This window comes from Bacillus sp. JJ1532 (assembly GCF_036965085.1).
Classification (GTDB): domain Bacteria; phylum Bacillota; class Bacilli; order Bacillales; family Cytobacillaceae; genus Cytobacillus.
Window position 1 is genome coordinate 13,957 of the sequence record NZ_JBALOW010000094.1, and the last position, 22,374, is coordinate 36,330.

General features: G+C 34.7%; 19 protein-coding genes, 1 pseudogene and 1 riboswitch. Of the genes and pseudogenes, 14 read left to right on the top strand and 6 right to left on the bottom strand.

Features of this window, described 5'->3' with window-relative positions; translation table 11 throughout:
• Positions 1-540: 540 nt before the first annotated feature.
• From V7122_RS22880 to V7122_RS22905, 6 genes are all read left to right on the top strand, one after another.
• The gene (locus V7122_RS22880; protein ID WP_335344374.1) at positions 541-1,665 is read left to right on the top strand and encodes a helix-turn-helix domain-containing protein; all 1,125 of its coding nucleotides are present in this window, start codon (positions 541-543) and stop codon (positions 1,663-1,665) included.
• A 240-nt stretch (positions 1,666-1,905) separates the two neighbouring features.
• Positions 1,906-2,253 (top strand): PadR family transcriptional regulator, encoded by a 348-nt coding sequence (locus V7122_RS22885; protein ID WP_335344373.1) that lies wholly within the window; start codon positions 1,906-1,908, stop codon positions 2,251-2,253.
• Complete coding sequence (locus V7122_RS22890; protein WP_335355397.1) at positions 2,240-3,238, top strand: HAAS signaling domain-containing protein; 999 nt, start codon at positions 2,240-2,242, stop codon at positions 3,236-3,238. Before V7122_RS22885 ends, V7122_RS22890 begins: the two co-directional genes overlap by 14 nt.
• A 212-nt stretch (positions 3,239-3,450) precedes the next feature.
• A complete protein-coding gene (locus V7122_RS22895; RefSeq protein ID WP_335529417.1) occupies positions 3,451-3,837 on the top strand; it encodes a DUF1801 domain-containing protein in 387 nt (128 codons plus the stop codon).
• A 235-nt stretch (positions 3,838-4,072) separates the two neighbouring features.
• Entirely contained in the window at positions 4,073-4,543 is a 471-nt protein-coding gene (locus V7122_RS22900; RefSeq protein WP_335347896.1) for a DinB family protein, read from the top strand.
• Between the two features lie 114 nt (positions 4,544-4,657).
• Positions 4,658-5,434 carry a GNAT family N-acetyltransferase gene (locus tag V7122_RS22905; protein WP_335347897.1) on the top strand — a complete coding sequence of 259 codons (777 nt, stop codon included), beginning with the start codon at positions 4,658-4,660 and terminating at the stop codon, positions 5,432-5,434.
• Between the two features lie 75 nt (positions 5,435-5,509).
• Here V7122_RS22905 and V7122_RS22910 read toward each other — a convergent pair whose 3' ends face one another.
• Together V7122_RS22910 and V7122_RS22915 are read right to left on the bottom strand one after the other, a co-directional pair.
• Entirely contained in the window at positions 5,510-5,920 is a 411-nt protein-coding gene (locus V7122_RS22910; RefSeq protein ID WP_335347898.1) for a DUF3021 domain-containing protein, read from the bottom strand.
• The gene (locus V7122_RS22915; RefSeq protein WP_335347899.1) at positions 5,917-6,375 is read right to left on the bottom strand and encodes a LytTR family DNA-binding domain-containing protein; all 459 of its coding nucleotides are present in this window, start codon (positions 6,373-6,375) and stop codon (positions 5,917-5,919) included. Before V7122_RS22915 ends, V7122_RS22910 begins: the two co-directional genes overlap by 4 nt.
• 335 nt (positions 6,376-6,710) lie before the next feature.
• On the opposite strand from V7122_RS22915, the pseudogene V7122_RS22920 reads away from it, so the two are divergent.
• A pseudogene (locus V7122_RS22920) lies at positions 6,711-6,893 on the top strand (hypothetical protein); the annotation flags it as partial.
• Between the two features lie 140 nt (positions 6,894-7,033).
• On the opposite strand, the gene V7122_RS22925 reads toward V7122_RS22920, so the two are convergent.
• Positions 7,034-7,684, bottom strand: coding sequence for a cupin domain-containing protein (locus V7122_RS22925; RefSeq protein ID WP_335347900.1), 651 nt, complete (start codon positions 7,682-7,684; stop codon positions 7,034-7,036).
• A gap of 293 nt (positions 7,685-7,977) precedes the next feature.
• On the opposite strand from V7122_RS22925, the gene V7122_RS22930 reads away from it, so the two are divergent.
• From V7122_RS22930 to V7122_RS22945, 4 genes are all read left to right on the top strand, one after another.
• Positions 7,978-8,520, top strand: a complete 543-nt coding sequence (locus V7122_RS22930; protein WP_335347901.1) for a DJ-1/PfpI family protein — start codon at positions 7,978-7,980, stop codon at positions 8,518-8,520.
• Between the two features lie 94 nt (positions 8,521-8,614).
• Positions 8,615-9,085: a regulatory YrvL family protein gene (locus V7122_RS22935; protein ID WP_335347902.1), complete on the top strand. Its 471-nt coding sequence runs from the start codon at positions 8,615-8,617 to the stop codon at positions 9,083-9,085.
• A 375-nt stretch (positions 9,086-9,460) separates the two neighbouring features.
• A riboswitch (cyclic di-GMP riboswitch) is annotated at positions 9,461-9,543 on the top strand.
• A gap of 20 nt (positions 9,544-9,563) precedes the next feature.
• Complete coding sequence (locus V7122_RS22940; RefSeq protein ID WP_335355399.1) at positions 9,564-10,670, top strand: sensor domain-containing diguanylate cyclase; 1,107 nt, start codon at positions 9,564-9,566, stop codon at positions 10,668-10,670.
• 1 nt (position 10,671) lies between these two features.
• Entirely contained in the window at positions 10,672-13,245 is a 2,574-nt protein-coding gene (locus V7122_RS22945) for an EAL domain-containing protein (RefSeq protein ID WP_335347506.1), read from the top strand.
• A gap of 98 nt (positions 13,246-13,343) precedes the next feature.
• Here the strand turns inward: V7122_RS22945 and V7122_RS22950 are convergent, their stop codons facing one another.
• Entirely contained in the window at positions 13,344-14,720 is a 1,377-nt protein-coding gene (locus V7122_RS22950) for a PLP-dependent aminotransferase family protein (RefSeq protein ID WP_335347505.1), read from the bottom strand.
• 160 nt (positions 14,721-14,880) lie between these two features.
• On the opposite strand from V7122_RS22950, the gene V7122_RS22955 reads away from it, so the two are divergent.
• Positions 14,881-15,825, top strand: a complete 945-nt coding sequence (locus tag V7122_RS22955; protein ID WP_335347504.1) for a DMT family transporter — start codon at positions 14,881-14,883, stop codon at positions 15,823-15,825.
• 510 nt (positions 15,826-16,335) lie between these two features.
• The gene (locus V7122_RS22960) at positions 16,336-18,594 is read left to right on the top strand and encodes a hypothetical protein (RefSeq protein WP_335529423.1); all 2,259 of its coding nucleotides are present in this window, start codon (positions 16,336-16,338) and stop codon (positions 18,592-18,594) included.
• Positions 18,595-19,182: 588 nt separating this feature from the next.
• On the opposite strand, the gene V7122_RS22965 is transcribed toward V7122_RS22960, so the two are convergent.
• Entirely contained in the window at positions 19,183-20,166 is a 984-nt protein-coding gene (locus V7122_RS22965) for a DUF4179 domain-containing protein (protein ID WP_335345026.1), read from the bottom strand.
• Positions 20,147-20,683, bottom strand: coding sequence for a sigma-70 family RNA polymerase sigma factor (locus V7122_RS22970; RefSeq protein WP_335529426.1), 537 nt, complete (start codon positions 20,681-20,683; stop codon positions 20,147-20,149). Before V7122_RS22970 ends, V7122_RS22965 begins: the two co-directional genes overlap by 20 nt.
• A gap of 769 nt (positions 20,684-21,452) precedes the next feature.
• Between V7122_RS22970 and V7122_RS22975 the strand changes: the two genes are divergently transcribed.
• Positions 21,453-22,094, top strand: a complete 642-nt coding sequence (locus tag V7122_RS22975; RefSeq protein WP_335345024.1) for a pyridoxamine 5'-phosphate oxidase family protein — start codon at positions 21,453-21,455, stop codon at positions 22,092-22,094.
• Positions 22,095-22,374 lie beyond the last annotated feature (280 nt).

The following is a 22,374-nucleotide window of genomic DNA, read 5'->3' on the forward strand; positions in this document are numbered from 1 at the left end:
CGTTCAAAAAGTCCAAGCAATGGTGCTGGACGGACAAATCAAGAGAAGAAGTCGTTCAAAAAGCCCAAGCAGCGGTGCTGGACGGACAAATTAAGAGGAGAAGTCGTTCAAAAAGTCCAAGTAGCGGTACGAGATGGACAAATTAAGGGAAGTTCGACAATGTTTCTACCATTGTCACCAGTTCTTTCAGTACTAAGCCAAATTGAGATAGTAAAACTGAATGCTTCGTATGTCTTCATCAGTTTCCCCCTTCTCTGGGAGTTCAGCTGCCACCTTGCTATATGTAGTTTTATATGATTGTAGTAATTCCAAAAAAATCTCTATAAAAATACAAAAATCTTTTCATTTATCCTAAATAACAGATTCTCCTTTTGCATAGTGTTATTTGAACATATGAAACTTAAAAGAAAGTCCCATATAGAATTACACTCAATTAAGCAATCTTATTTTTTGAGCAATGATTGTAGTCGTAAAAAAGCAAGGAATCCTTGCTAGCTTTCTTCATTAATTATGCGAAAATTTAAATAAGGAGGGAAGGAAATGAACATTGGTGAAAAGCTAAAGTTAAGAAGGAAAAAAGCAGGTTTTACTCAGGAACAAGTGGCGGAAAAAATGAATATAACGAGGCAAACCCTTTCGAATTGGGAAGTCGGGAAAAACTTCCCTGATATTGACTCCATAATTAAGCTAAGCCATATCTACCAACTCTCCTTAGATGAATTTTTATTAGGTAAAATTTTTTTCAAAGGAGCGATGGCAATGGTAAAGAAGTTACCGGAATTGGAGATTCAAAATTTGATTCAAATGCATTATCCTTCTGCTGATAATATAAAAGAGCTTAACGGTGGTCTTGTCTCTCAAACGTACTCCTTCAACTCAATTAATGACCGCTATGTTTTTCAAGTAGGAAATCGATTCGAAGTGTATGAAAAAGAGAGATGGGTTTACCATCGCTTTCATCATCTTCTTCCTTTAAGGGAGGTGTTGGCTATACAGGTAACTGAAAGTGATGTCCCTTACTCCATTTCTAAATTTATTGAAGGAACAAAATTATTTGATTTAAATAGCCAGGAAATACTAGATGTTTGTCCTGTTGTAGAAAAAAACCTTGAGGTATTGGAAGCAATTGAAATTACCGGACAGAATGGATATGGTCGATTTGATCATACTGGGCAGGCGGGTTATCCAACCTGGGAGGATTATATAAAGGCAGTTTACAATGAGAATATTTATGATTGGTCATCCCTGGAACGAAATGGATTAGATTCGGATGTAGTTGAAAAAGCTATTAAAGAGTTGAAATCCCATATTAAGAGTGTTTCTTTAAGTAAAAAATATTTAGTTCATGGAGATTTAGGTTCATTCAATTTATTGGCAAAAGACGGGCAAATTGCTGGAATGATCGATTGGAGCCTTTCTTTATACGGGGATCATTTATACGACAAAGCAAATATTCTTTTTTGGAATGAGGATAAGCTCCAGCCACTCATACATCGGATTACAAATAGGTATATGAGTTCTCCTGAATCTAAGGAAAAAATATACTGCTATATGCTTCGCATTGGTCTGGAGGAAATTCACAATACAGTTATTCTTAACGAAATAGGTTATGACATTGAATGGGTTGCAAATAGATTGCAACAAATTATTAATAATTTTCATTGAAGGAAGAAAAAAATTAAAGAAATATAGCCCTTGGATAAAGTAAACCAAATCAATGAACAACGTATGAATTTCAACGTTGTTTTTTTTATTTGTACCTAAGCCATTATTTTTCTTGTTTGCAAAAAAGGGCTTTTCATTTCAAATGATGTTGTAACGATAATAGTGTACGGTACATAGTATAGAACAAATACTGTATGACATATAGTAATAACATATAGCAATGATAAATGAGGTGGGTGAATGAGTGCTTTATTGAATTCATTATCGACAGAGCTTAGGAGAGGAACATTGACATTAGCCGTTTTAAGTCAATTGCGAACACCACAGTATGGATATTCACTTGTTCAGTTATTGGAGGAATCAGGCATTAGCATTGATCAAAGTACTTTATATCCATTGCTTCGCCGTTTAGAAAAACAGGAGTTAGTCACAAGCAGCTGGGATACATCTGAGAGCAGACCGCGTAAGTATTATGTTTTAAGTGAATACGGTCTGGAAATCTTTTTACAGTTAAAAAAGGAATGGATTAAGAATTCGAAAGAACTTTATGGTTTATTGAAAGGGGATGAGGAAGATGAATTTAATTGAGGTTTATATTCAAGAAGTCACTCGCAGGCTGCCAGAGAAAGGACGTGCGGATATTGCACTCGAGCTGCGTTCAACCATTGAGGATATGCTGCCTGACGATTACAGCGAGGAAGATGTTAAGGCGGCCCTTGAAAAATTAGGGAATCCGGCAGCATTAGCGAGCGGGTATCGAGACCAGCCCATGCATCTAATAGGTCCACGTTATTTTGATGTATATGTTTCGTTATTAAAAATGATTTTACCAATTGCTGCTGTAGTCTCACTGATTTCTATGATTGCCAAATATGTGATCGGGTATAGTGGAGAAGAGGCTATTGTAAATGTTGTTCTTACTATAATGGGCGAAGGGATATGGAAAGTAATTGAAGTGGGCATTCAAACCTTTTTCTGGCTAACGCTTGTTTTCGCTCTTATAGAAAGAATGGATAAAGGAAAAGATCAACAGCCGTTATCGGCAAGTCTAAAAAAATGGACGCCTGATGATTTGAAAAACATCACTTATATTCCTAAGAAAAAAGCTATAAAAAAGTGCGAAGTATTTGGAAGTTTAATGTGGACAGCGATTTGGGCAACCCTTTATTTTTATGCGAATCACCTTACAGGTATTTATAAGGGAGACGGAAATCATCTTGAACTGGTCATTCCGGCTTTTAATCAAGAAGTTTTATTTCAATATTGGCCATTCGTTCTAGTTGTCATCGTCCTTGAGATTACACTAGCACTCTATAAATTAATCAAAGGACAATGGACAAAAAAAATAGCCATCTTCAACACGGCAGTTGAGCTGTTCGCAACCATAGTATTCATTGTTATTTTCAGCAATCCGAATTTGTTAAGCCTAGAATTTATCACGTATATGTCTGAATTATTTACTTCAACAGCCAAGCAATTTGAAACTTGGGTTATTAGCGGTGTAATGATCATATTTATAATAGGTGCGGCAATAAATATAATCGATGGGTTTCGTAAGGCTAGAATTCGTTAGAATATAAAATTATTAAATATGTAATATGTTAAAAAATAATTCGCTTCGGGGGGATTCTAGAAAGGATTGAAGCTCATTTTTGTTGAATTACTGAATTAACGGCGAAGGTTAGTTTGATAATATGTTGAAAATATGAATATAAACAAAGAAAGATACTAAGGGGTGATTAGTTCATAAAGACAACAAATAAAAAATCTGGTGAAAGTAAGAAGTTGTCTGGTCCTGAACAGGTAGCAGAATTTATGAACAACCTTGAACATCCACTTAAAGAAGAAATAGAAGAGGTTCGAAGTATCATTTTAAGAACTGATGATAAAATTACAGAACATATTAAATGGAATGCTCCTAGTTTCTGTTATGAAGGCGAGGACCGAATTACATTTAATCTTCATGGAAAAGGATTTATTCGACTCGTATTACACTGCGGTGCTAAGGTAAAAGAACGAAAGACTAATGAACCTCTGATTGTAGATCCTAGTGGTATATTGGAATGGAAAGCAGCTGACAGAGCTATGATGAAATTTACTGATAAAAAAGACGTTAAAGCTAAAGAAGAAAGTCTTAGAGAAGTCATAAAAAAATGGCTTGAAGTTATATAAAGTGTATGATGGCCCCTCTTCCAACGATGGACTGTTTTAGCAGTCCATTTTCTTGGTTTTTTAAGTTTTATTTATTAGATAGGAAACTGGAACTAACGGTATTTTTCCTTACATTAAATACGGTGGAAATTCGTACGGTAGATCATTGTAGGTTAGTTGAATAAAAATCGTTAAAGGATAATGACAATTAAGCAAGAATTTATTACTTAATGATATTTTTTCAGGGAGGAACCAGATGGAAGCGTTGATTGAAGAGTATAGCCGAGGATATACGATGTTAAGGGAATCCATTAAAGAATTGTCTGAAGAAGAGATTAGGTTCAAACCAGGAAAGGATAAATGGAGTATACATCAGATTATTATACATATAACAGATTCGGAATTGGTGTCTACACATAGACTGAAAAAGGTTTTATCCGAGTCTGAACCACTATTAACATCGCCTGACCAGAACGCTTGGGCAAATTCATTGGATTATGAGCAATTAGACCGTGAACAATACCTACTCCTTTTTAAGATACTTCGCTCCAGTATGCTTCCTATTATCCGTAAATTGACAACCGAACAATTTGATAGAGTTGGAGTTTATGCAGATGCTGGACGATTCACATTCAAAGAATTATTGGAATTTCGTGTTCAACATATACAAGGACATCTCGACCAAATTGAAAGGGTAAAAAAAGCTTTTAGGGAGAAGCACGAATAAGATTAATATGAACCTTATTAAATGTGAAATAAGAATTATTTGATTTTATTATTGAGATTATCTTTTAGTTATTCCATATAAGGCGCAATTAAAAAATACAGAAAGGTGTATTCCATGATCATACTTAGTCAATCTGAATTTGATAAAGTAAAGAGTAAATTGAGGGAAAGTAATGTAACTTGTCCAATCTTTGCATCTTCAGTCTTGGATGATTACATTAAAGGAACGGTTTATGCCGAGTCTGGATTTACTAATTCAGTGCTAATTGGAACAAATTCAGGTATTTATTTCGTTGCAGGAGAGAGTAATAATTTAGATTTCAATCATTTTCTCTTTGAGTTGTATAGGCAAAGGAAAAATGAGAAATCCCGCTTCACTTTATTTTCTTCATCCAAACAGTGGGATTATTCAATAAAGAATCAGTTGAAAGATGAAATAAAACAATTGAGCAGATTTTCTTTTACATATGAAAATGATAAGAAACTAGATGATAACAACTTATTATCTAGTGATTATTCTATTGAAAAAATAAACACAGAAAATATAAAGAAGAGCTTGGAATTTAATGAGGAATACTATAATCAATATTGGGGTTCCATATCAAACTTTATTGAAAATGGTTTCGGATTCTGCATTCTGCATAATAGAAAAGTAGTCAGTGAATGTACTTCCATTTTTTCCTCTCAGCAATTTGCAGAAGTTGATATCGCGACTCACAAGGATTATAGAGGACAAGGATTAGCATCTATCATTGCAAACGTATTTACAGAACATTGTCTGAAAAATAGGATAGTTCCAAGGTGGGATTGTGATGTATCAAATACGTCTTCTATACATTTAGCAGAAAAATTAGGGTTTGTTAACCCTGTTGAATATTCAATTTTCGTATAGCAGGATCCATGGGGACGGTTCTTGTGGCTAGGATATCCACACTAAAAACCACAGGAACCGTCCCTTTGGCATTTCTCATATTTTCTTTAAATCATCATTTAATCTCCGGGCTTGATTTTTGAAGTAAAGGTAAAATGCGATCCAAAAGATTGTAAAAGTGACGATGGAGATTAAGAATGTTAACAAAATACTTTGTATAGTAAATGGAATCCATCCGATCGTAAGGGCCAAGATGAGGTAGAGGATCGTGACAGTTAAGAAATGGAAAATGGTCTGTTGAGAAAGTTTTAAATTTCTGTTTTTATAGTACAAGGAACTAACTGTGAAAAACCAGCCGCAGAGAATATAACCTATGGAGTTCTTCAAAAATAAGCTTCCATCTATCATTTCGAAACCCCCGAAAAGGATTGTTAAGTTGGTGTAAAGCACCGCAATGAAGCCTCCAAAGAACATACCGATGAAACTGCGAAGTGTAAATGTCCTCATTCTTTTTTCCTCCTATTTAATTTTAAAGCATCTTTTATCAAAGGGACATAGGTACGAGACACGTACTCTTTCTTCCCAGATTTGAAATAAACGCAGAGTGTACCATTGAATGAAGCTTCAAAGCGGCTCAATTCATGTAAATTGGCGATAACCGATTTAGAAAGGCGGATAAACTTTTTAGAAGGAAGCAGGGCTTCAAGCTCATATAACTTCTCTTTTAAAATAAAAGAATCCGTCTCTGTTACGGCAACTACATGTTCATTTTCTGTATGAAAATAGTGGATATCCACGGGTTTAAGAATATGCTGCATTTCACCTTTTTTGGCAATCAGGAATTGTTGTTCCCTTCCGTGAATGAAGTCAATTAGTCCCTGAATATTGTCATCTAACTCAGGGCTTTCAATGGTAATCTTTGTTTCTTTAAATGATTTATCGATGTTTAAAGAAAGTTTCAAATTTCAGACACCTCTTTTCACCTAAAATTATAATTGTTCCAGCAATCGATGTCTGTCAATAATTGTTCTTTTCATTCACTCCTCTCATTATCGCTCTAATCAAATTGTATGTGGATATTCCTAACAAGTCTGCACTATTCAAGTATGTGGTAGAAAATGAAGGGTAACTTGAAGAAAATAGTTAGTAACTTACATGAAAGGAGGGAATGCTACGAATGGTGAAAACCACAATAGGACAGTTCAATGGTTAAATAAGGTTATAATGAAAACTGGTATGAAGTAATATATTACCAGTCATGTTGTTCATTAAATACATAAAGACAATTAGGTTAAACGATTTAAAAAATATAAAAATTTATCATTCCAACGTAGGCTATGTAAGAACATTTGGGGATATGTTTTTGCGTATCGCTTATCACGAATCTGTTCACACAGGCCTGTTGTTAGACTATATGAGAACAATGGGGATAGAGCGCCCGAAGATATGGGGTAAATCTTTTAGTACAAGACGTATGTAGTAGATTATTCTAGAATCGGCATTTCTTGTACATGTAATTTTGCTTTTTAGTTATTATTTTGAACATGGTAATGCATAACTGACCTATTCTGTGACACAAAAAAACATGGAATATCCATGTCAATAGTTGTATGTCTTTCTCTAATAGCCTCTATATTGCCGATAATGAGGAATGTAATGGGTTGGTTGGTATTGCTGAATATGATTTAGCTGTGGATACTGTTGAATTAAATATTGCTGATGCATATTTGCTTTTTCTCTGTTGCAATTCTCATATGGACCTATATAAGTTGTGGGTTTAACTGGTGCTATTGCTTTTTTCCATTGATTTTCATCAAGGCAATAAGTATGAGCCATGATATTTGCAGGGGTAAATTTTAAGATATCAGAGCCTAAAATTACTTCCGGAGTTGGTGCGTCAAAAATTGCCAAAATATGAGTATTATCAGCTGTAGCTACTTCATAATGCCACCACCCTTGTGGAACGTTTGCGACTTGCCCAGGTGTAATAGGGAAATTGAGAATCTGTTTTGTAAATGGGTTTAGTATCGAAACAGTAACAGCACCAGAAATACAATAGACCAGCTGGGCAGCATTTTGATGATAGTGCGGTTCTACGACATTATTAGCACTTAGGAAAATATCAAGGAGAGACACATTTTCCAATGTATTCAACTGTTGAATGCCTAACACGTTAATAAAGTTGTTGTTATTTTTCTTGAACAAGGGACTTTTATTTACGTCAAAAGTGTATTGTGTTGACGGTGATGTGTAATCCATATAGGAAACCATAATATTCTCCACCTCTTCAATTAAGTATAAAAACTATATAGGCATGTTATGCACTTAATATAGTTCGGTGTTTTAGTTATTAAGACTTAATTGATACGCAGTTCGAACACAATGTGCATTATAGAGTAGCTTATTCAATAAAAGGGCGCAATTCAGCAACAAGAATTTCGCTCTTTCTCTATGTTAAGGGCCAGTTTGGTGAGAATGGGAAGGATATCAAGAAAATATATTGAAATTAAAGAGAGGATTTCATTTATCCAGTTGGACTCTTATTGAATTGCATGGGGGTGTTAATGATATATACAGGAATATTACTATACCCTAGATTTAGTGAATATGAATTATCAGTGCTTTTATCTGTATTAAAGCAGGGGCAGAAACGAACCGTATTTATTGGGTTGAATAACGAAGTAGTTAAAGGGGAGGCAGGATTGACAAGTATCCCTAAAGTAACAGTGAACGAAATGGATATTAATCAATTAGATAGTGTTGTACTTCCTGGAGTGGATGATTTTGAACATTTAGTTAACCATCCTGAGCTGACCACGTTTTTAAGGAAATTTTTAAAAAAGAATATCATAATAGGAGCAATATCCAGTGCACCATATCTATTATCTATGAGTGGATTATTAAGTGAAAGAAAATATACGACTGGATTAACGGCTGATCAAAGAAATTTCTTAGGAACGTTTAACGAAGGTAATTACTTAGATTCACCTGTTGTGATTGATAGAAATCTTATAACTGCGAGAGGATCAGCTTTTATAGACTTTGCAATAAAGTATGGAGAGTTACTAAATTTAAATTTTGATAGAAGCTGGTACACAATAAAATAAGAAAATATACTAGCAATCAAATTTAAAGGCCGCTAATCCAATAAAAACTTTCATTATTTTGTAGAAATAACAGCTAAAGGAGAGGCGCACTTATATGCCTAAACATAATGATGATGCTTCATTTGGCGATATGAATTTAAAAGACAAAATAGCAACAGTTGCCGGAATAACGCTTCTCATTATTCTGGTGCCCGGCTTTGTTCTGGGAATTTATTTTTTTGGGTTGGCCGGGGTTTTTGAACTGCTTGGCGTTCAGTATAAATCTGTCTGGTCATTGATTGTTTTTGTTGTTAGTTTCTTTGTTTTGAGCATTATTGTCGAATTGTTTTCCGGAGAGATTTTTGTGCTGCTTAAACGAAAAATTACAGGAAAATTAAAGATGTTTTTTGTCCGGATCAGTATTGAAGGTGCCTCTAACTGGCTATGTCTCTTTACTGTGGATGAGTTTATGAATAGCATTATCCTTTCCTTGAAAACAGAGATCATAGTTGCTTTGCTGCTGGCTGCAGTAGAAATTGTATTTGATGATAAAAAGGATGAAGAAAAACAGAATGGTGGGGAATAGGTTATTCGGAGACATCTAGATAATATACGGCAATTTCGCATTCAACAACATATCGCCCAGAACTTAAGAAATTCGGAGATTAATATATAACTACTTTGAAAGTAGGGTAAAAAACATTTCTATCTACCAACGTTGCTTTCCTCTCCTCTTTATTCTTTTATCCTTTATTACCCTGCAATACTCCTTTCAACTAAGATTTTTTATTAAATTTTCCCTTTTGATCTTTAGTTCAACCACCTGACTTTCATTTTCTAGTATATAGTCCTATTTATTAGTAACTTAAGGAATTGTTACTATATCACTAGCAATATAGTAAAAAAGTGCTATAATCTTGTGTGAAGTTAGAAGAATTTGTCGAATCATGTATAATTTTGACAGCGAAAATGGCAAAATCGTTGAAAAACGGTGGCGCAAAGCCTCAGACCTAAGGTAATTGCTATGGTGGCTGGGCTGCCGAAAGGAGACTATAATTTACGAAATGAAAAGATTCAAAATAAGAATGAAACTAATTTTCATTCTTATTACATGTATGTCCCTATTTGATATTTTTGATGAAAAGATATTACTGTTCTTTCATTTAAAAGGGGACGGTTTATGGGAAGTCCTTTTAGATACCGGAAGTTCTTTAGTAGTACTTACATCGGTTCTATGGGCTTTTTTACTTGGCAAGAAAATCATTCTTAACTACAAAGAAAAAGAGAAGCATTATCGGAATTTGATTGATTTATCTCCAGAGGCCATATTTGTCCATCGAAATGGGAAAATCATCTTTACAAACAAAGCTGGTGTTACATTGCTGGGAGCAAATAGTGTAGGTGATTTACTTAATCACAACTGGAAAAACTACTTGTCTAGTTCCAGTGATTGGAATCATCTAATGGAAAAAGCAAAATATCGTAACAAGGGAGTATTAACCTTTCAAATTAGAGTTGAAAGACTAGACGGCCAAGTCATCGATTTAGAAATCACTTCAACAAATATTGAATACGATGGATTGCCTGCAAGGGAATTTATCGCAAGAGATATTACCTTCCGAAAAAAACAAGAAAATATGATAAAAAAATTAGCTTATCAAGATACATTGACGGGATTGCCCAATCGAAGGGCTTTTTTGGATGACCTCGAGCAGCTCATAATAGATTCGGAAAAAAACAAAAATGATTTTGCTGTTTTTTTTATTGATTTGGATGGGTTTAAAAAGGTAAACGATTCCCTAGGCCACGATACCGGCGATGAGCTCTTAAAGAGAGTAAGTGCGCTTTTAGAGAGTTGTGTCAGAGAGAATGACATACTTGCTAGATTAGCGGGAGATGAATTTACGATACTTTTACCTGAAGCTAATAAACAAGATTGCAGCATAATTGCAGATAGAATCATCGGAAGTTTAGATTTACCTCTCTACATTCTAGGAAAAGAAATTCACGTCACATCTAGTGTTGGTATTTCTTTATATCCACAAAACGGAAAGGATGCCACAACATTAATAAGAATGGCCGATGAAGCTATGTATCAAGCAAAGAATAACGGAAAAAACAGTTATCAGTTTGTAGAAGGATCTTCTGATTTAACTGAAAGGAGAATATAGCGTGGAATCGACTAATAAAACATTGAATCTCTCAACAAATCATCTAGAGATTTCTGATATATTTTTTCGATCAATATTTGAACATAACCCTGACACCGTTTTTTTTCTAGATACGAAAGGTATTATCGTAATGCCAAATGAAGGGTTTTCTGAATACTTGGGTTATAAAAATGACGAAATAATATTACATTCGATTGAGCAATTTCTCTATATAAATGAAATCCCAATATATAAAAAATGCTTTAATAAGGTTCTTTCTGGCGAAGTGCAACATATTGATACTGTTTTTATACATAAAGCCGGAAGAAAGGTTCAAATTAATCTCACTCTTATCCCTGCAAAATTTAATGGTAAAGTGGTTGGAGTTAGTGGGATAGCTAAAGATATTACAGAAGAAAAGGAAACCGCCATTGAATTAATAGAATCAGAATTAAAATTCCGTAGCCTAGTAGAGGAAGCTCTTGTCGGAGTCTATATTATACAAAATGGAAAATTAATTTATGGAAATCCCCGGCTACATCACCTTTTAGGAACAGCGATTTCATCTAATGCATTAGATGTTATGGAGTATATTCACTCAGAAGACCAAGCAGAAATGAATTCTGTTTTTAATCAATTAATCGATGGGAAGAAAGGCATTGATCATACCTTCAGAATTATTAGTAAAGATGGTTCGATTATTGATATTGAAGCCCATTCAAAAAGAATCTATTATCATGATCAATCTACTATTATAGGAACACTGCATGATGTTACTGATCGTAAAAAATCGGAGGAGTTAAACAAATTCTTAGCTTATCATGATTCTTTAACCGAACTGCCAAACAGAAGATTCTTTCAAGAAAAACTGGAAAAAGAATTAATTATCAGTAAAGCGCTCCAACAAAAAATGGCTGTTATGTTTCTCGATTTGGACCGGTTTAAATATATCAACGACACTCTAGGACATTTTGTGGGAGACGAGCTGCTGAAACTCATCTCGAAAAGGTTAAAAATCTGTCTAGGGGATAAGAACATACTAGCCAGGCTGGGCGGAGATGAATTTTCCGTATTATTACCTAATATTCAAAATACAGATCAGATTATCAAGCATTCAGAGACCATTATCAAATCATTAGAGGAACCATTTTTTATTGAAGGGTATAAGCTTTTTATTACGACAAGTATCGGGATTAGTATTTATCCAACTGATGGAGAGGATGCAGAGTCATTAATGAAGTATGCTCATTCTGCTCTTTATAAATCGAAAGAAAGCGGGAAGAACACTTACCAAATCTATACCTCATCAATGAACATACAAACCTTCAAAACATTCAATTTGGAGGCGGGCCTTCGAAATGCAATAGAGTTAAATCAACTAGAATTTTATTACCAGCCGAAGGTTTGTACACTTACAAATCAAATTGTCGGTGTTGAAGCTCTGATCCGCTGGAATCATCCGGAATGGGGACTGTTATCTCCTGATGAATTCATTCCGTTAGCTGAAGAAACAGGTTTAATCGCGGAAATAGGGAAATGGGTCAAATATAAAGCATGTTCCCAAAATAAAGCTTGGCAAGATGCAGGTTTACCGGCTATTCCTATTTCTATTAACCTATCTGCCAGTCGATTTTTAGATAAAAACTTAGTGGAAAATATCGCTAGTATCCTAGAGGAAACAAAGCTTTCTCCTGATTACTTACAAATTGAAATAACAGAATCATCTTTATTAGAAAATGAAAAGGTAGTTTTGGCTACTTTAGATGAATTAAGAAGTATAGGAGTTAGAATAGCCTTAGATGATTTCGGCACAGGGTATTCCTCACTCTCCTACCTAAAACGTTTTAGAGGTAGAATAGATACATTAAAAATTGATCAATCTTTTATTAAGGATTTAAGTGAGACAGATCCAGATAACTCCAATTTTATTACGAAGACCATTATTGAATTAGCACAGCACCTCAAAATGGAGGTTGTTGCTGAAGGTGTGGAGAATATCGAGCAGCTCCAAATATTAAATAATTTCAAATGTGAGACCATCCAAGGCTATTTATTCTCTAAGCCTGTCCCAGCAGAGGAATTTACTCACCTATTAAGAATAGGGAAATTTGAAGTTTCGGAAAGTGTTTCCGGTGGCACTACTGATAAGTTTGAAGATAAACGGGAATATTTTAGAATTAATCTCGATTTTCCTTTACTTGCCTCTATGACCCTTATACGAATTCACGGAAGAAAAGTAGAACTAGGGAACACGAATGTTTTGATTGAAGACATTGGATTAGGGGGCCTCAGGTTTTTATCAGATATTAGGTTAACTGTTCATCGAGATATAATTTTAGAATTTCAAACGGAAATTTTAGGTGAGACGATTAGCATGTATGGTTCCGTGGTATGGATGCACGAAGCAAAGCCTGGTATTTTTCAGTATGGACTGGAATTTTTGGTAGAGGAAAATGAACGCTCAAATCTAGCTAAGTTACTAAATAAGTTCGCGATTCTTCTTAGAAAAAATCCAATCGTTCCGGATTGCAATTTTGTTAAAACGGATCGATATCATTTTATTAAGAATCAAAGGGAAATATTAAAAACGGAATAATAAAATCACGTTTTATCACATTGTGATTTATAAGGCAAACGCTAAGAACATTGAATTTCCATTGAAAATTCAATGTTCTTTTTTGCAAAGTTTCAATACTAGAGGAGTAAAAAGTTATTTGGAGTTATATGATTCTTTCTACTGTCAATTAAAGCAATACAATGAGCCAATCGCTCTACCCCTAGTTTTATTTGACTTTCGTTTACTTGAGAAATGCATAATCGAAGGAGATTTTCCTTTTTATATTCTGGTAAAAACATTCTAGAGGCATCATCTACATATATATGCTGCTCGTTTAGCATATGAACTACCTGTTTTGCTTTCACATTCTCAGGTAAACTGATGGACAGATAGAATCCTGAAGTCGGTTTAGAAAATTGAGTATTAGCCGGCAGCAATAATTCACATGCTTCTTGAAGTATTTGCATTTTAGTTGAGTATACTTCTTTAATTTTTTTGAGATGGCTATTAAACATACCACTTTTTAAATAGATTTCTAGTGCACCTTGAGAAAGTGCTGAACTATTAAAATCCGAACTAAATTTATATCGTAAAAAATTGTTAATCATTACTGTAGGAAGAACGACAGTAGCAATCCTTAGCCCTGGAAGAAAAATTTTTGAAAAGCTTTTAATATAAATCACTCTCCCAGAAGGATCAAAAGAAAATAAAGGATCTGATTTTGCATTTGGATCCAGGTCCCCTAGAAAGTCATCTTCCACTATATATACATCGTATTTTTCGGCTAACTCAACAATTTTTTTCTTTTCGCTATTCGTGTAACAATGTCCAAGTGGATTGTGAAATCTCGGAACAATATAGAAAAATTTTATATCATTATTTCGAAAAATATATTCAAGACGATCAAGGTCAATTCCTTCCATCGATAACTCAATTCCCAACGTAGTAGTTTGGTGCAGATTGATGGACTCAATAAATCCGAAATAAGTAGGCTGTTCAATTAGAATATTGTTTTTTCCATTTGGAAAGGGCATAGAAACAAATAAGTTTAGGGCTTGCTGTGAGCCAGATACAACGACTAATCTTTCGGGTTTAGTGAACACTTGTAAATTCTGCAAATATTTCACTAACTGTACTCGTAATGAGTAAGATCCTTGTTGATCAGAGTATGTAAAAAGCTCTTCTTTATATTGTTCAATTGCTTGATTCATGCAATGTTGAAATTCAAGATAAGGCATAACATTCTTATCTGGACCAGCAGACAAGAAGTCAATCACCTCATTTTCATTCATCGCATTTTGAAATTCATTCACAACAAAGTAACCACTTTTAGGAACAGAATAAATTAAATGCTCTTTTTCTAATTCTTCGTATGCTTTAATGACCGTATTTTTGCTGCATGAAAAATGCTCAGACAGCTGACGAACAGAAGGGAGTTTACTTCCTGCAATAAGGATCCTATCTGCTAGCCGATGCTTAATCTCTTCCATTATCTCTATATATTTGGCACTCATACATGTATCCTCCTTTAACTGTCATGGTACAGATGGCTAAAAGAATGGTTTATTTTTTTCTGTGCACCTTTTATTATGTTGATTATAACAGAATTATTTTCTTAAGAATCAGAAAATGGTACAAACGTGATTGTATTATAACGATGGGGGTTGGGATAAGATGCAGAGAGTATCCAGAGAGAAATTCGGATTATTGTTGGGATTAGTAGGGGTCATTTGTTTTAGCTTAACACTTCCTTCTACAAGTATTGCAGTAGAATATTTTGGGGCTACGATCGTTGGCTTGGGAAGAACAGTTGTTGCCTCAATTTTAGTAGCAGTGGTTTTGATTGTTCGAAAAGAAAAACTGCCTTCAGGGCGCCAATTCAAAAGTCTACTTATTGTTGCTGCTGGTGCAGTTTTAGGATTTCCTCTTCTTACTTCTTGGGCAATGAAATCCTTGCCTGTTTCTCATGGAGCAGTGGAATTAGCCTTGTTACCATTAGCAACAGCCGGATTTGCTATGGTTAGAGCAAGGGAAATTCCTTCTCTCAAATTCTGGATTTCAAGTGCAATTGGCTCTATAGCTGTTATTATGTATGCACTTCACCTTGGATTCGGTCAATTACAAGTTGCCGATTTCGCTTTACTAGCAGCAGTGCTTATACTTGGGCTTAGTTACGCAGAAGGTGGGAAACTAGCAAAAGAATTAGGCAGCTGGCAAGTGATTGCTTGGGCCATTTTAATCGGTGCGCCATTTTTTATTATTCCAGTTGGGCTAAACCTTACTACAGAAATGCTTCATGCCCCAATACAAGCTTGGGTTAGTTTTATATATCTCGCAGTGGTTAGTCAATTTTTAGCATATGTTGCTTGGTATGGCGGAATGGCTATGGGGGGAATAGCAAGAGTTAGTCAGGTTCAATACTTACAACCATTTTTAATGATTCTATTTGCTGCAGTATTTCTAGATGAATCTATCACATTTTTCACTCTTGTAATGGCCGTAATAGTTGTATTTTCCGTTATTATCGGTAAGAATACTGCCGTAAGAAAGGTTCAACCCATATCACAGGATGCTTTACCGCAATCAGGTAAAACACATAATTCAAAATCAATTAATTAGCTAGATTACTATAGGTGCTAATATCAGTGCAGCTGCCATATTTAAACTTACATCTGGTTATTTTTGAAAATGGGAGAGCTGTTGGTTTCAGGATTTCGGACACTTTACGTATGCAAGATGTTTATAAGTCTATGCTTGTTAGTTTGTTGAATAAGGTAGTACTGACTTTTTTCAGTCTTTGATGGAAAACTAACAATATCTTTAACAGTACAAAATAAACTTTATTCAAGAAACGGGCCATATTGTTGAATAACATTTTAAAATTCATAGTAAAAATTGGAAGAAATATACGTAAACTAAAGGGGGAGTTTATTGACCTAAGGTAAAATAATGTGTTTTTATAAATAATCCCTATTATTTGATTACGGGCTTACAAAGTAACCGCTACGAGTAATATATTCGTTAGCGGTTATTTTTACGGACAGATTTGCTAATTTATCTATTTTATTACAATTTAATAGTGATTTTGATATAATAAATACGCAATTTCTATAGGAAATGAGGCTTATTATGGAGAGTTTAGCGAAAATGAATGAAGATTTAGAGCAAATCAAAGCTCTTGCAAATCATGGTGAACAATTTAAACAAGAATGCATGTCTATTGAAAATGTAGTAAATGATTATCGTTATTGGACAACTAAGAAAAATTTAGAAAACTATGCTAATGGTTATTCAATTTATAATGAGATGGGCTTGGAAAGTCAATTAAAAGAATATAATCCAAATACATATATGGAAGATGCATTTGACCGAGTAATCGTTCTGATTAAAGATGAACAATTGCGATTACGTGATGATAAAAAAGCTTATTTTAGAGAAAATTACATCATGCGTTCCGTGTATTCCCTACGTATGATTGGCTATTATAAATATTTATATTTAAATAAGTTGGATAATTTCCAAGAATTTACTAATGAACATAAAAACTTCATTGATGAGGGAGTAAAACACTGGGATGACGATTTATACTTCTTTAGCCCAAATATGAATGGTGGTTCTAAAGAAGTTTTTGAGCAAGAAACCGTTTTTGATGATGAATTGATTGATATTGAACCGATTATGATTGAACAAAATGAACAGTTGAAAAAAATAGCTGGGAATTCTGAACAATTACATCAAGAGTCAATTGCTTTAGATAACGCAGTAGGTGACTATTTATTACTGAAAGATGAAGATTATTTATTCATGTTAGATATTACCATTGATAAAGACTATCCGATTATGGACAGATTTAATCGAGCGATCAATGCTTTAGAAAAAACATTACTGTCCTATACGCAATTTCCGAATGCACCGTTACGGGACGTATATATGAAACGACACACCTATTCATTACGCATGTTAACGTATTATTTTGCGCTTTATATGAAACGTGATTACGAAAGCATCATTGAAGCTTATCTGAACATTTACCCAGAAGCGCGTGAACATTGGCTAGAACCTTTATACTTCTTTAGCGATAAAATGAACAATGTTATGCCTTATAAACCGCGATGCCCTCACTGTAATGAGCGTATTGAGACAGAATATACATATGGCTCGGCAAAATTCTGTTCAGAAGAATGTAGGAGTGAAGCGTTGTGGTTATCTACGGAATTTGCCGTATTACAAGACATTGCAGGTATTACGCCTGATGAAATGAAAGCCGTACTTGGCATACAAAACTGGAGCTTAAATGATTTTGCGGTGAAAATCGATGAAATTCAAGAAATCATCGATAAAGGTATTGCCCCATCCCAAGCACTAATTTCTTCATTTAAAACAAAAGAAATCTTTGATCAATTGCATACGAATTTAATTTCAAAAGATGTATTTAGAGGTGGAACTGTAGAACGTTTTAGAGGGTTTATTTTTGAAGACCTACACGCTGCATCAGCATCCCTTCGCGGTACGAAAACGATTGTTAATAACAATAACGGTCCAATCGATTTCATTATGTTTAACGCGGACGGGACAAAAACTTTCGGACAAGCAAAAGCGGGCTATGAAAATGCGTGGTTTGACGCTTCTAAATATGATGGACAGTTATTTGTTATCCCAAAAAATAATCCAACATTAAAGGCTCGACTTGAAAAGACCGGAAAAACCGTTATAGAATCACCTATCAGCCTTGATACGACTACAAAAGTAGCTGAACTTATGCAACTTGAACGAAAAATTTATCAGACGGTTTTTAATACAACAGGTAAAAATGCACCGATCACTTCAACTGTCATTTCTACTGGCGGCGCTGCTTTTAAAACAGGCATTTATGGTGGTGTAGCGAGTGCAGGCTATTCATTTGGAGAAGCCACTGTTGAATTATTATATGGGGAAATCACCCTGCAAGAGGCCGGCGCACAAATCGCAAAGAGTGCATTAGTAGGGGGTGCGCAAAGTACAGCAATTGGCGGTGGCATGCATCTTGCGTCCGTTGCTCTACGCGCTGCAGCAAGTTCAAAAGCGGGGGTAATGGTATCTACTAAAGTTGCAGGAGCATTAGCAACAACAAAAGTTGGCGCATTAGCAGCAGGTACTGCTTCTACAGTATCGGGAGCATTAATGGGAACAACAGCTGGTACAGGTTTACTTGCGGCATCAGCTAGTATTGGGGCTGGAGTTACAGCAGCAAGCACTGCAATTACGGCAACGGCTGCTTCGTTAATGGGTGCTACATTAGCTGCTACAACTGTGGGTGCATTTATCGTTGCATCAGCTCCAATTATGGTTGTAACGACTCTAGCTGGTGCAACACTTTCATTAGGTAAGCGTTTATTACGTGGCTATTAATAAGTAAATAAAGCGTAGCAATCCAATTGGTGCTACGCTTTTGATGATTATGTCTGTTTATCATTCAAGTCCGGCTTTCTACGCCTTATCTGGCTTTAAAATAAAGTTAAGATGAAATAAGACTTTAAGAAAATTTAAATTGCCAATTTAATAAAGTTCCAAAAATATTCTTATCAATCTTATGATATTTCTTTATTGAGGGAAGGATGAATTTCAATGGTTATAGGAATAGTTGTTTTAGGGATTATTCTACTAATAATAGGAATATTAACACCTATTGCTTCGGGATCGACTTTATTGATTTCAGTAATTTTATTCGTTATGGCAATCGTACTCTTAAATAAAAAGAAAAAGAGTATCAAGCACTGATTATTTATATTTTTATAAAACTTCTTTAATTAAAAGGAAGATTTAACCTAAATAATACAACATGGAGATCTTCAACAAACGGGCGCTTTTCTGAAACAAGGAAAGCGTCTTTCTTCATGAAAAGGGCCATTATATGGAATAAGGACAGTTAATATCCAAGATGTCCAGTGCAAAAAATCCGAACTGCTGAGTAGGCAGTCCGGATTTTTCTGTTACCATTTAGTTTAGATTGATTTTTACAGTTTCTAGGTGGATCTCATTGTTTCCAATTTTATAAGTTGGTTCTACTAGTAAGAATCTTGTTGGATTTTCTCGGTTTATTTCAAAAATCACTTTTGAATCAGAAATTGTATGGAGTGAAGACTTCTTGCCTTTGTCGTCAACAATATTAAAAGATAATTGTTCTCCTTCTATACCGGCTGTATTTAATAATTCATATGATAAGAGGGCGTTGGTTTGTCCGATTTTTAATTCTTTAATTTCTAGACTATACTCGTTATTGAGTGAGGATGTAGTTTGAACAATCTTCAATTCTTTCGATGGTAATTTATGAACTGGAAGATTGAATGCCCATTCTCCTTGAACACCTGCAATATGAGTAAATGTAATTGGTAGAGTAAGGGAATCGGCTGATTCAGTTTTTGGATTTTCTAAAATCATTGCACCACTATAGCCATCACCGTCCTTTATTATAGCTCCCATAGTGCCACCCCACCATGTAGTTTCATCTGTTCGGTCAAACATTTCATACGCATAACCAGATTCGGGAGCTTTTTCGCCGCCAATAGTCTCAGCTAGATTTTCTCCTGTTACTTTAAATGTTAGCCCAACATATTGACCATCATAAAAAATCGATGTAATACCCATTTTTACTCCATTATCTTCAACTAATTCATTTAATTCTGTGATGAGTTTCTCGGAAGCTAGCTCTTGACCAATTGGCATTTGATATTTTTCATAAAGACCCCCGATAATCGGAACTTGAGCTAAAACGTTTGAAACGGGTGAAAAGACGAATCCTGATACGAGTAATAGTGAAGCTGCAATAGAAGAAAAAAAGGATCCACGTTTTAAAATAGTTGTGCGCTTTTTGTTATTACGATATTTTTCACCTTGCTTAATCCCTTGATCGATTGCCATCATAATCTCTTCTGTCGGAACTTCAATATCCTTTATATAGGAGTTAAGTAAGTCTTTTCGCATAATAATCATCTCCTAACGTTTTTCTTAGTTTCAACTTGGCTCTTCGTAAATACGTTTTAATGGTTGGTTGTGGTTTACCGAGTAAGGTAGCAATTGTACGAATCGGTAAATCATAATAATAAAACAGAGTAAGGACATTCCGATAATCATTGTCCAGCGAGGAAAGTGCCTCCGATAAATCAATTGAAGGATCCTCGACTTTATTCAATTCTAAAAGGCCCACAATCGTTTCTTCAGGCAGTTGAATCACTTTCTTTTTTTGTTCAAGTTCTTTATAAGCTGTCCGAATTAATATCTTCACAAGCCATGTACTAAAATAGACAGGTGATTTAAGCTGGTGTATCGAAATATAGGCTTTATAGGTAGCTTCTTGTAGTACGTCGAGTGCATCTTCTTTATGACGCATGTGGAGATAAGCGATTTTATATAATTTTTTACTCTCGATCTTGAGTAATTGTTCAAATGCAAGTTTATCACCAGCAATGGCTAGCTCGACTAATTCAGTAGAATACGACATGTAGCAACCTCCTTTCACATATTAGAGGCATAAACACTAGCAAAAAGTTTCAAATATAATATATTCAAAAAGTTTTATTTAATAATTGTATTATATTACAGGATGGTTGGTATTTTAGATATGAGAATTTGATAATAGAAATTACAGTTTTTATTATCTAACGGTGGCAATAGCACAATAACTAATGAACTATTTTGCGGCTTATTGTTTTTTTCATTATTCAACAATCGGGCGCAATTCTTGAAGAAGAATTGTGCCTTTTTCAGTAATGGGCCAGTTTGCGGAATAACGATCTCGAAATTAACCGGATATTTATGTAAAAATGGCGATTGAAGCAAAATCACGGTTGGACATTTGTCACTAAGGAAGGTAATAAATGGAGTACAATAAAAATCTGAGACAGTATGTAGGGCATAGACCAATTATTTTACCTGATTCTGTTGTTATATTTTAAATGAGTAAAGAGAAGTGTTATTGCAAAAAAAGAAACGGTAGATATTGGGATTACCAGGTGGTTTATATGTTGTATTAACTTGTTCCTTTATTTCACTGTTCCTTCACGTAGCCATAAGGATCTGAACTCATTTCATTGATTCATATTTTCCATATCAAGAGATATGAAATCCCGCGAATAAGCGAGTAAATTCTCCTTAGAAAAAATAATTGAGTAAGATGTTAGTTATTTTTTTAAAAATAATTCTAATAATTCGAGTTATACAATTTTCATGGTGTATAATGGGTATATATTCCATTTGTTGAAGGTGAAAAGATGAGTATTAATTTTAAAGAGATTATCTCTTCAAAAGAAGAGTTTGAGGAATTCCGTTCATTTATTGGACAACCTAGTCAAAGAGCTGCTAATAAAGTAATTTCATTTATTGACCAGCATTGCAGAAACTTTATTTCCATGTCACCATTTTTGTCATTGGCAACATCTAATTCAGAAGGGAAATGTGATGTTTCTCCAAGAGGAGATTTTCCAGGGTTTGTTTCTGTTCTTGATGAACACCATCTTTTTATTCCAGAACGTCCAGGGAACAGAAGAATGGACTCCGCAGAAAACATTATTACTAATCCAAATATCGGGCTGATATTTTTTATACCTGGATTAGGAGAAACATTAAGAATCAATGGAAAAGCCTATATTTCTCGTGACCCGGAACTTCTTGAAAAGAGCATTGTAAATGGTCGATCCCCTCTATTTGGAATTTTAGTAGAGGTAGAGGAGTGCTTTGCACATTGTGCTAAAGCTTTCATTCGATCAAATATGTGGAACCCAGAATCGTGGTTAGCAAAAGAGAATCTTCCATCGGTTCCTCAAATGTTGGTGGCTCACTCAAAAATACCCAATGTTTCTGCTGATCAAGTAGCAAAGGAGTTACAAGAAGGCTATAAAAGCCGGCTTTATTAATATGGAATAGCGCCTAAAACTTTTAATCATACGTTTCAGTAGCCACAATATTGACTGATAATTTCCCAACAGTTGTAAGCGATTATCATGAAAATCAAGCACTAATTTAATAAAAGAAAATATAACCGTCTCATTTTTATTAATAGTATGCTCTTTCCTGCTTTCAACCAGAAATATCTGGCTGACCTTATATTACGAACGGGTGCTTTATTTGAAGATCGTTGAGCTGCTTAGACGGCTCTTTTTTCTTGTTCAACTAAAGAAGCAGTTGTGCGGCCGA

What these genes read in the sequence shown, in the direction of transcription:
- V7122_RS22880 (WP_335344374.1), top strand. Translation starts at nt 541, where the DNA reads ATGAACATTGGTGAAAAGCTAAAGTTAAGAAGGAAAAAAGCAGGTTTT.
- V7122_RS22885 (WP_335344373.1), top strand. Translation starts at nt 1,906, where the DNA reads ATGAGTGCTTTATTGAATTCATTATCGACAGAGCTTAGGAGAGGAACA.
- V7122_RS22890 (WP_335355397.1), top strand. Translation starts at nt 2,240, where the DNA reads ATGAATTTAATTGAGGTTTATATTCAAGAAGTCACTCGCAGGCTGCCA.
- V7122_RS22900 (WP_335347896.1), top strand. Translation starts at nt 4,073, where the DNA reads ATGGAAGCGTTGATTGAAGAGTATAGCCGAGGATATACGATGTTAAGG.
- V7122_RS22905 (WP_335347897.1), top strand. Translation starts at nt 4,658, where the DNA reads ATGATCATACTTAGTCAATCTGAATTTGATAAAGTAAAGAGTAAATTG.
- V7122_RS22910 (WP_335347898.1), bottom strand. Translation starts at nt 5,920, where the DNA reads ATGAGGACATTTACACTTCGCAGTTTCATCGGTATGTTCTTTGGAGGC.
- V7122_RS22925 (WP_335347900.1), bottom strand. Translation starts at nt 7,684, where the DNA reads ATGGTTTCCTATATGGATTACACATCACCGTCAACACAATACACTTTT.
- V7122_RS22930 (WP_335347901.1), top strand. Translation starts at nt 7,978, where the DNA reads ATGATATATACAGGAATATTACTATACCCTAGATTTAGTGAATATGAA.
- V7122_RS22935 (WP_335347902.1), top strand. Translation starts at nt 8,615, where the DNA reads ATGCCTAAACATAATGATGATGCTTCATTTGGCGATATGAATTTAAAA.
- V7122_RS22940 (WP_335355399.1), top strand. Translation starts at nt 9,564, where the DNA reads ATGAAAAGATTCAAAATAAGAATGAAACTAATTTTCATTCTTATTACA.
- V7122_RS22950 (WP_335347505.1), bottom strand. Translation starts at nt 14,720, where the DNA reads ATGAGTGCCAAATATATAGAGATAATGGAAGAGATTAAGCATCGGCTA.
- V7122_RS22955 (WP_335347504.1), top strand. Translation starts at nt 14,881, where the DNA reads ATGCAGAGAGTATCCAGAGAGAAATTCGGATTATTGTTGGGATTAGTA.
- V7122_RS22960 (WP_335529423.1), top strand. Translation starts at nt 16,336, where the DNA reads ATGGAGAGTTTAGCGAAAATGAATGAAGATTTAGAGCAAATCAAAGCT.
- V7122_RS22965 (WP_335345026.1), bottom strand. Translation starts at nt 20,166, where the DNA reads ATGCGAAAAGACTTACTTAACTCCTATATAAAGGATATTGAAGTTCCG.
- V7122_RS22970 (WP_335529426.1), bottom strand. Translation starts at nt 20,683, where the DNA reads ATGTCGTATTCTACTGAATTAGTCGAGCTAGCCATTGCTGGTGATAAA.
- V7122_RS22975 (WP_335345024.1), top strand. Translation starts at nt 21,453, where the DNA reads ATGAGTATTAATTTTAAAGAGATTATCTCTTCAAAAGAAGAGTTTGAG.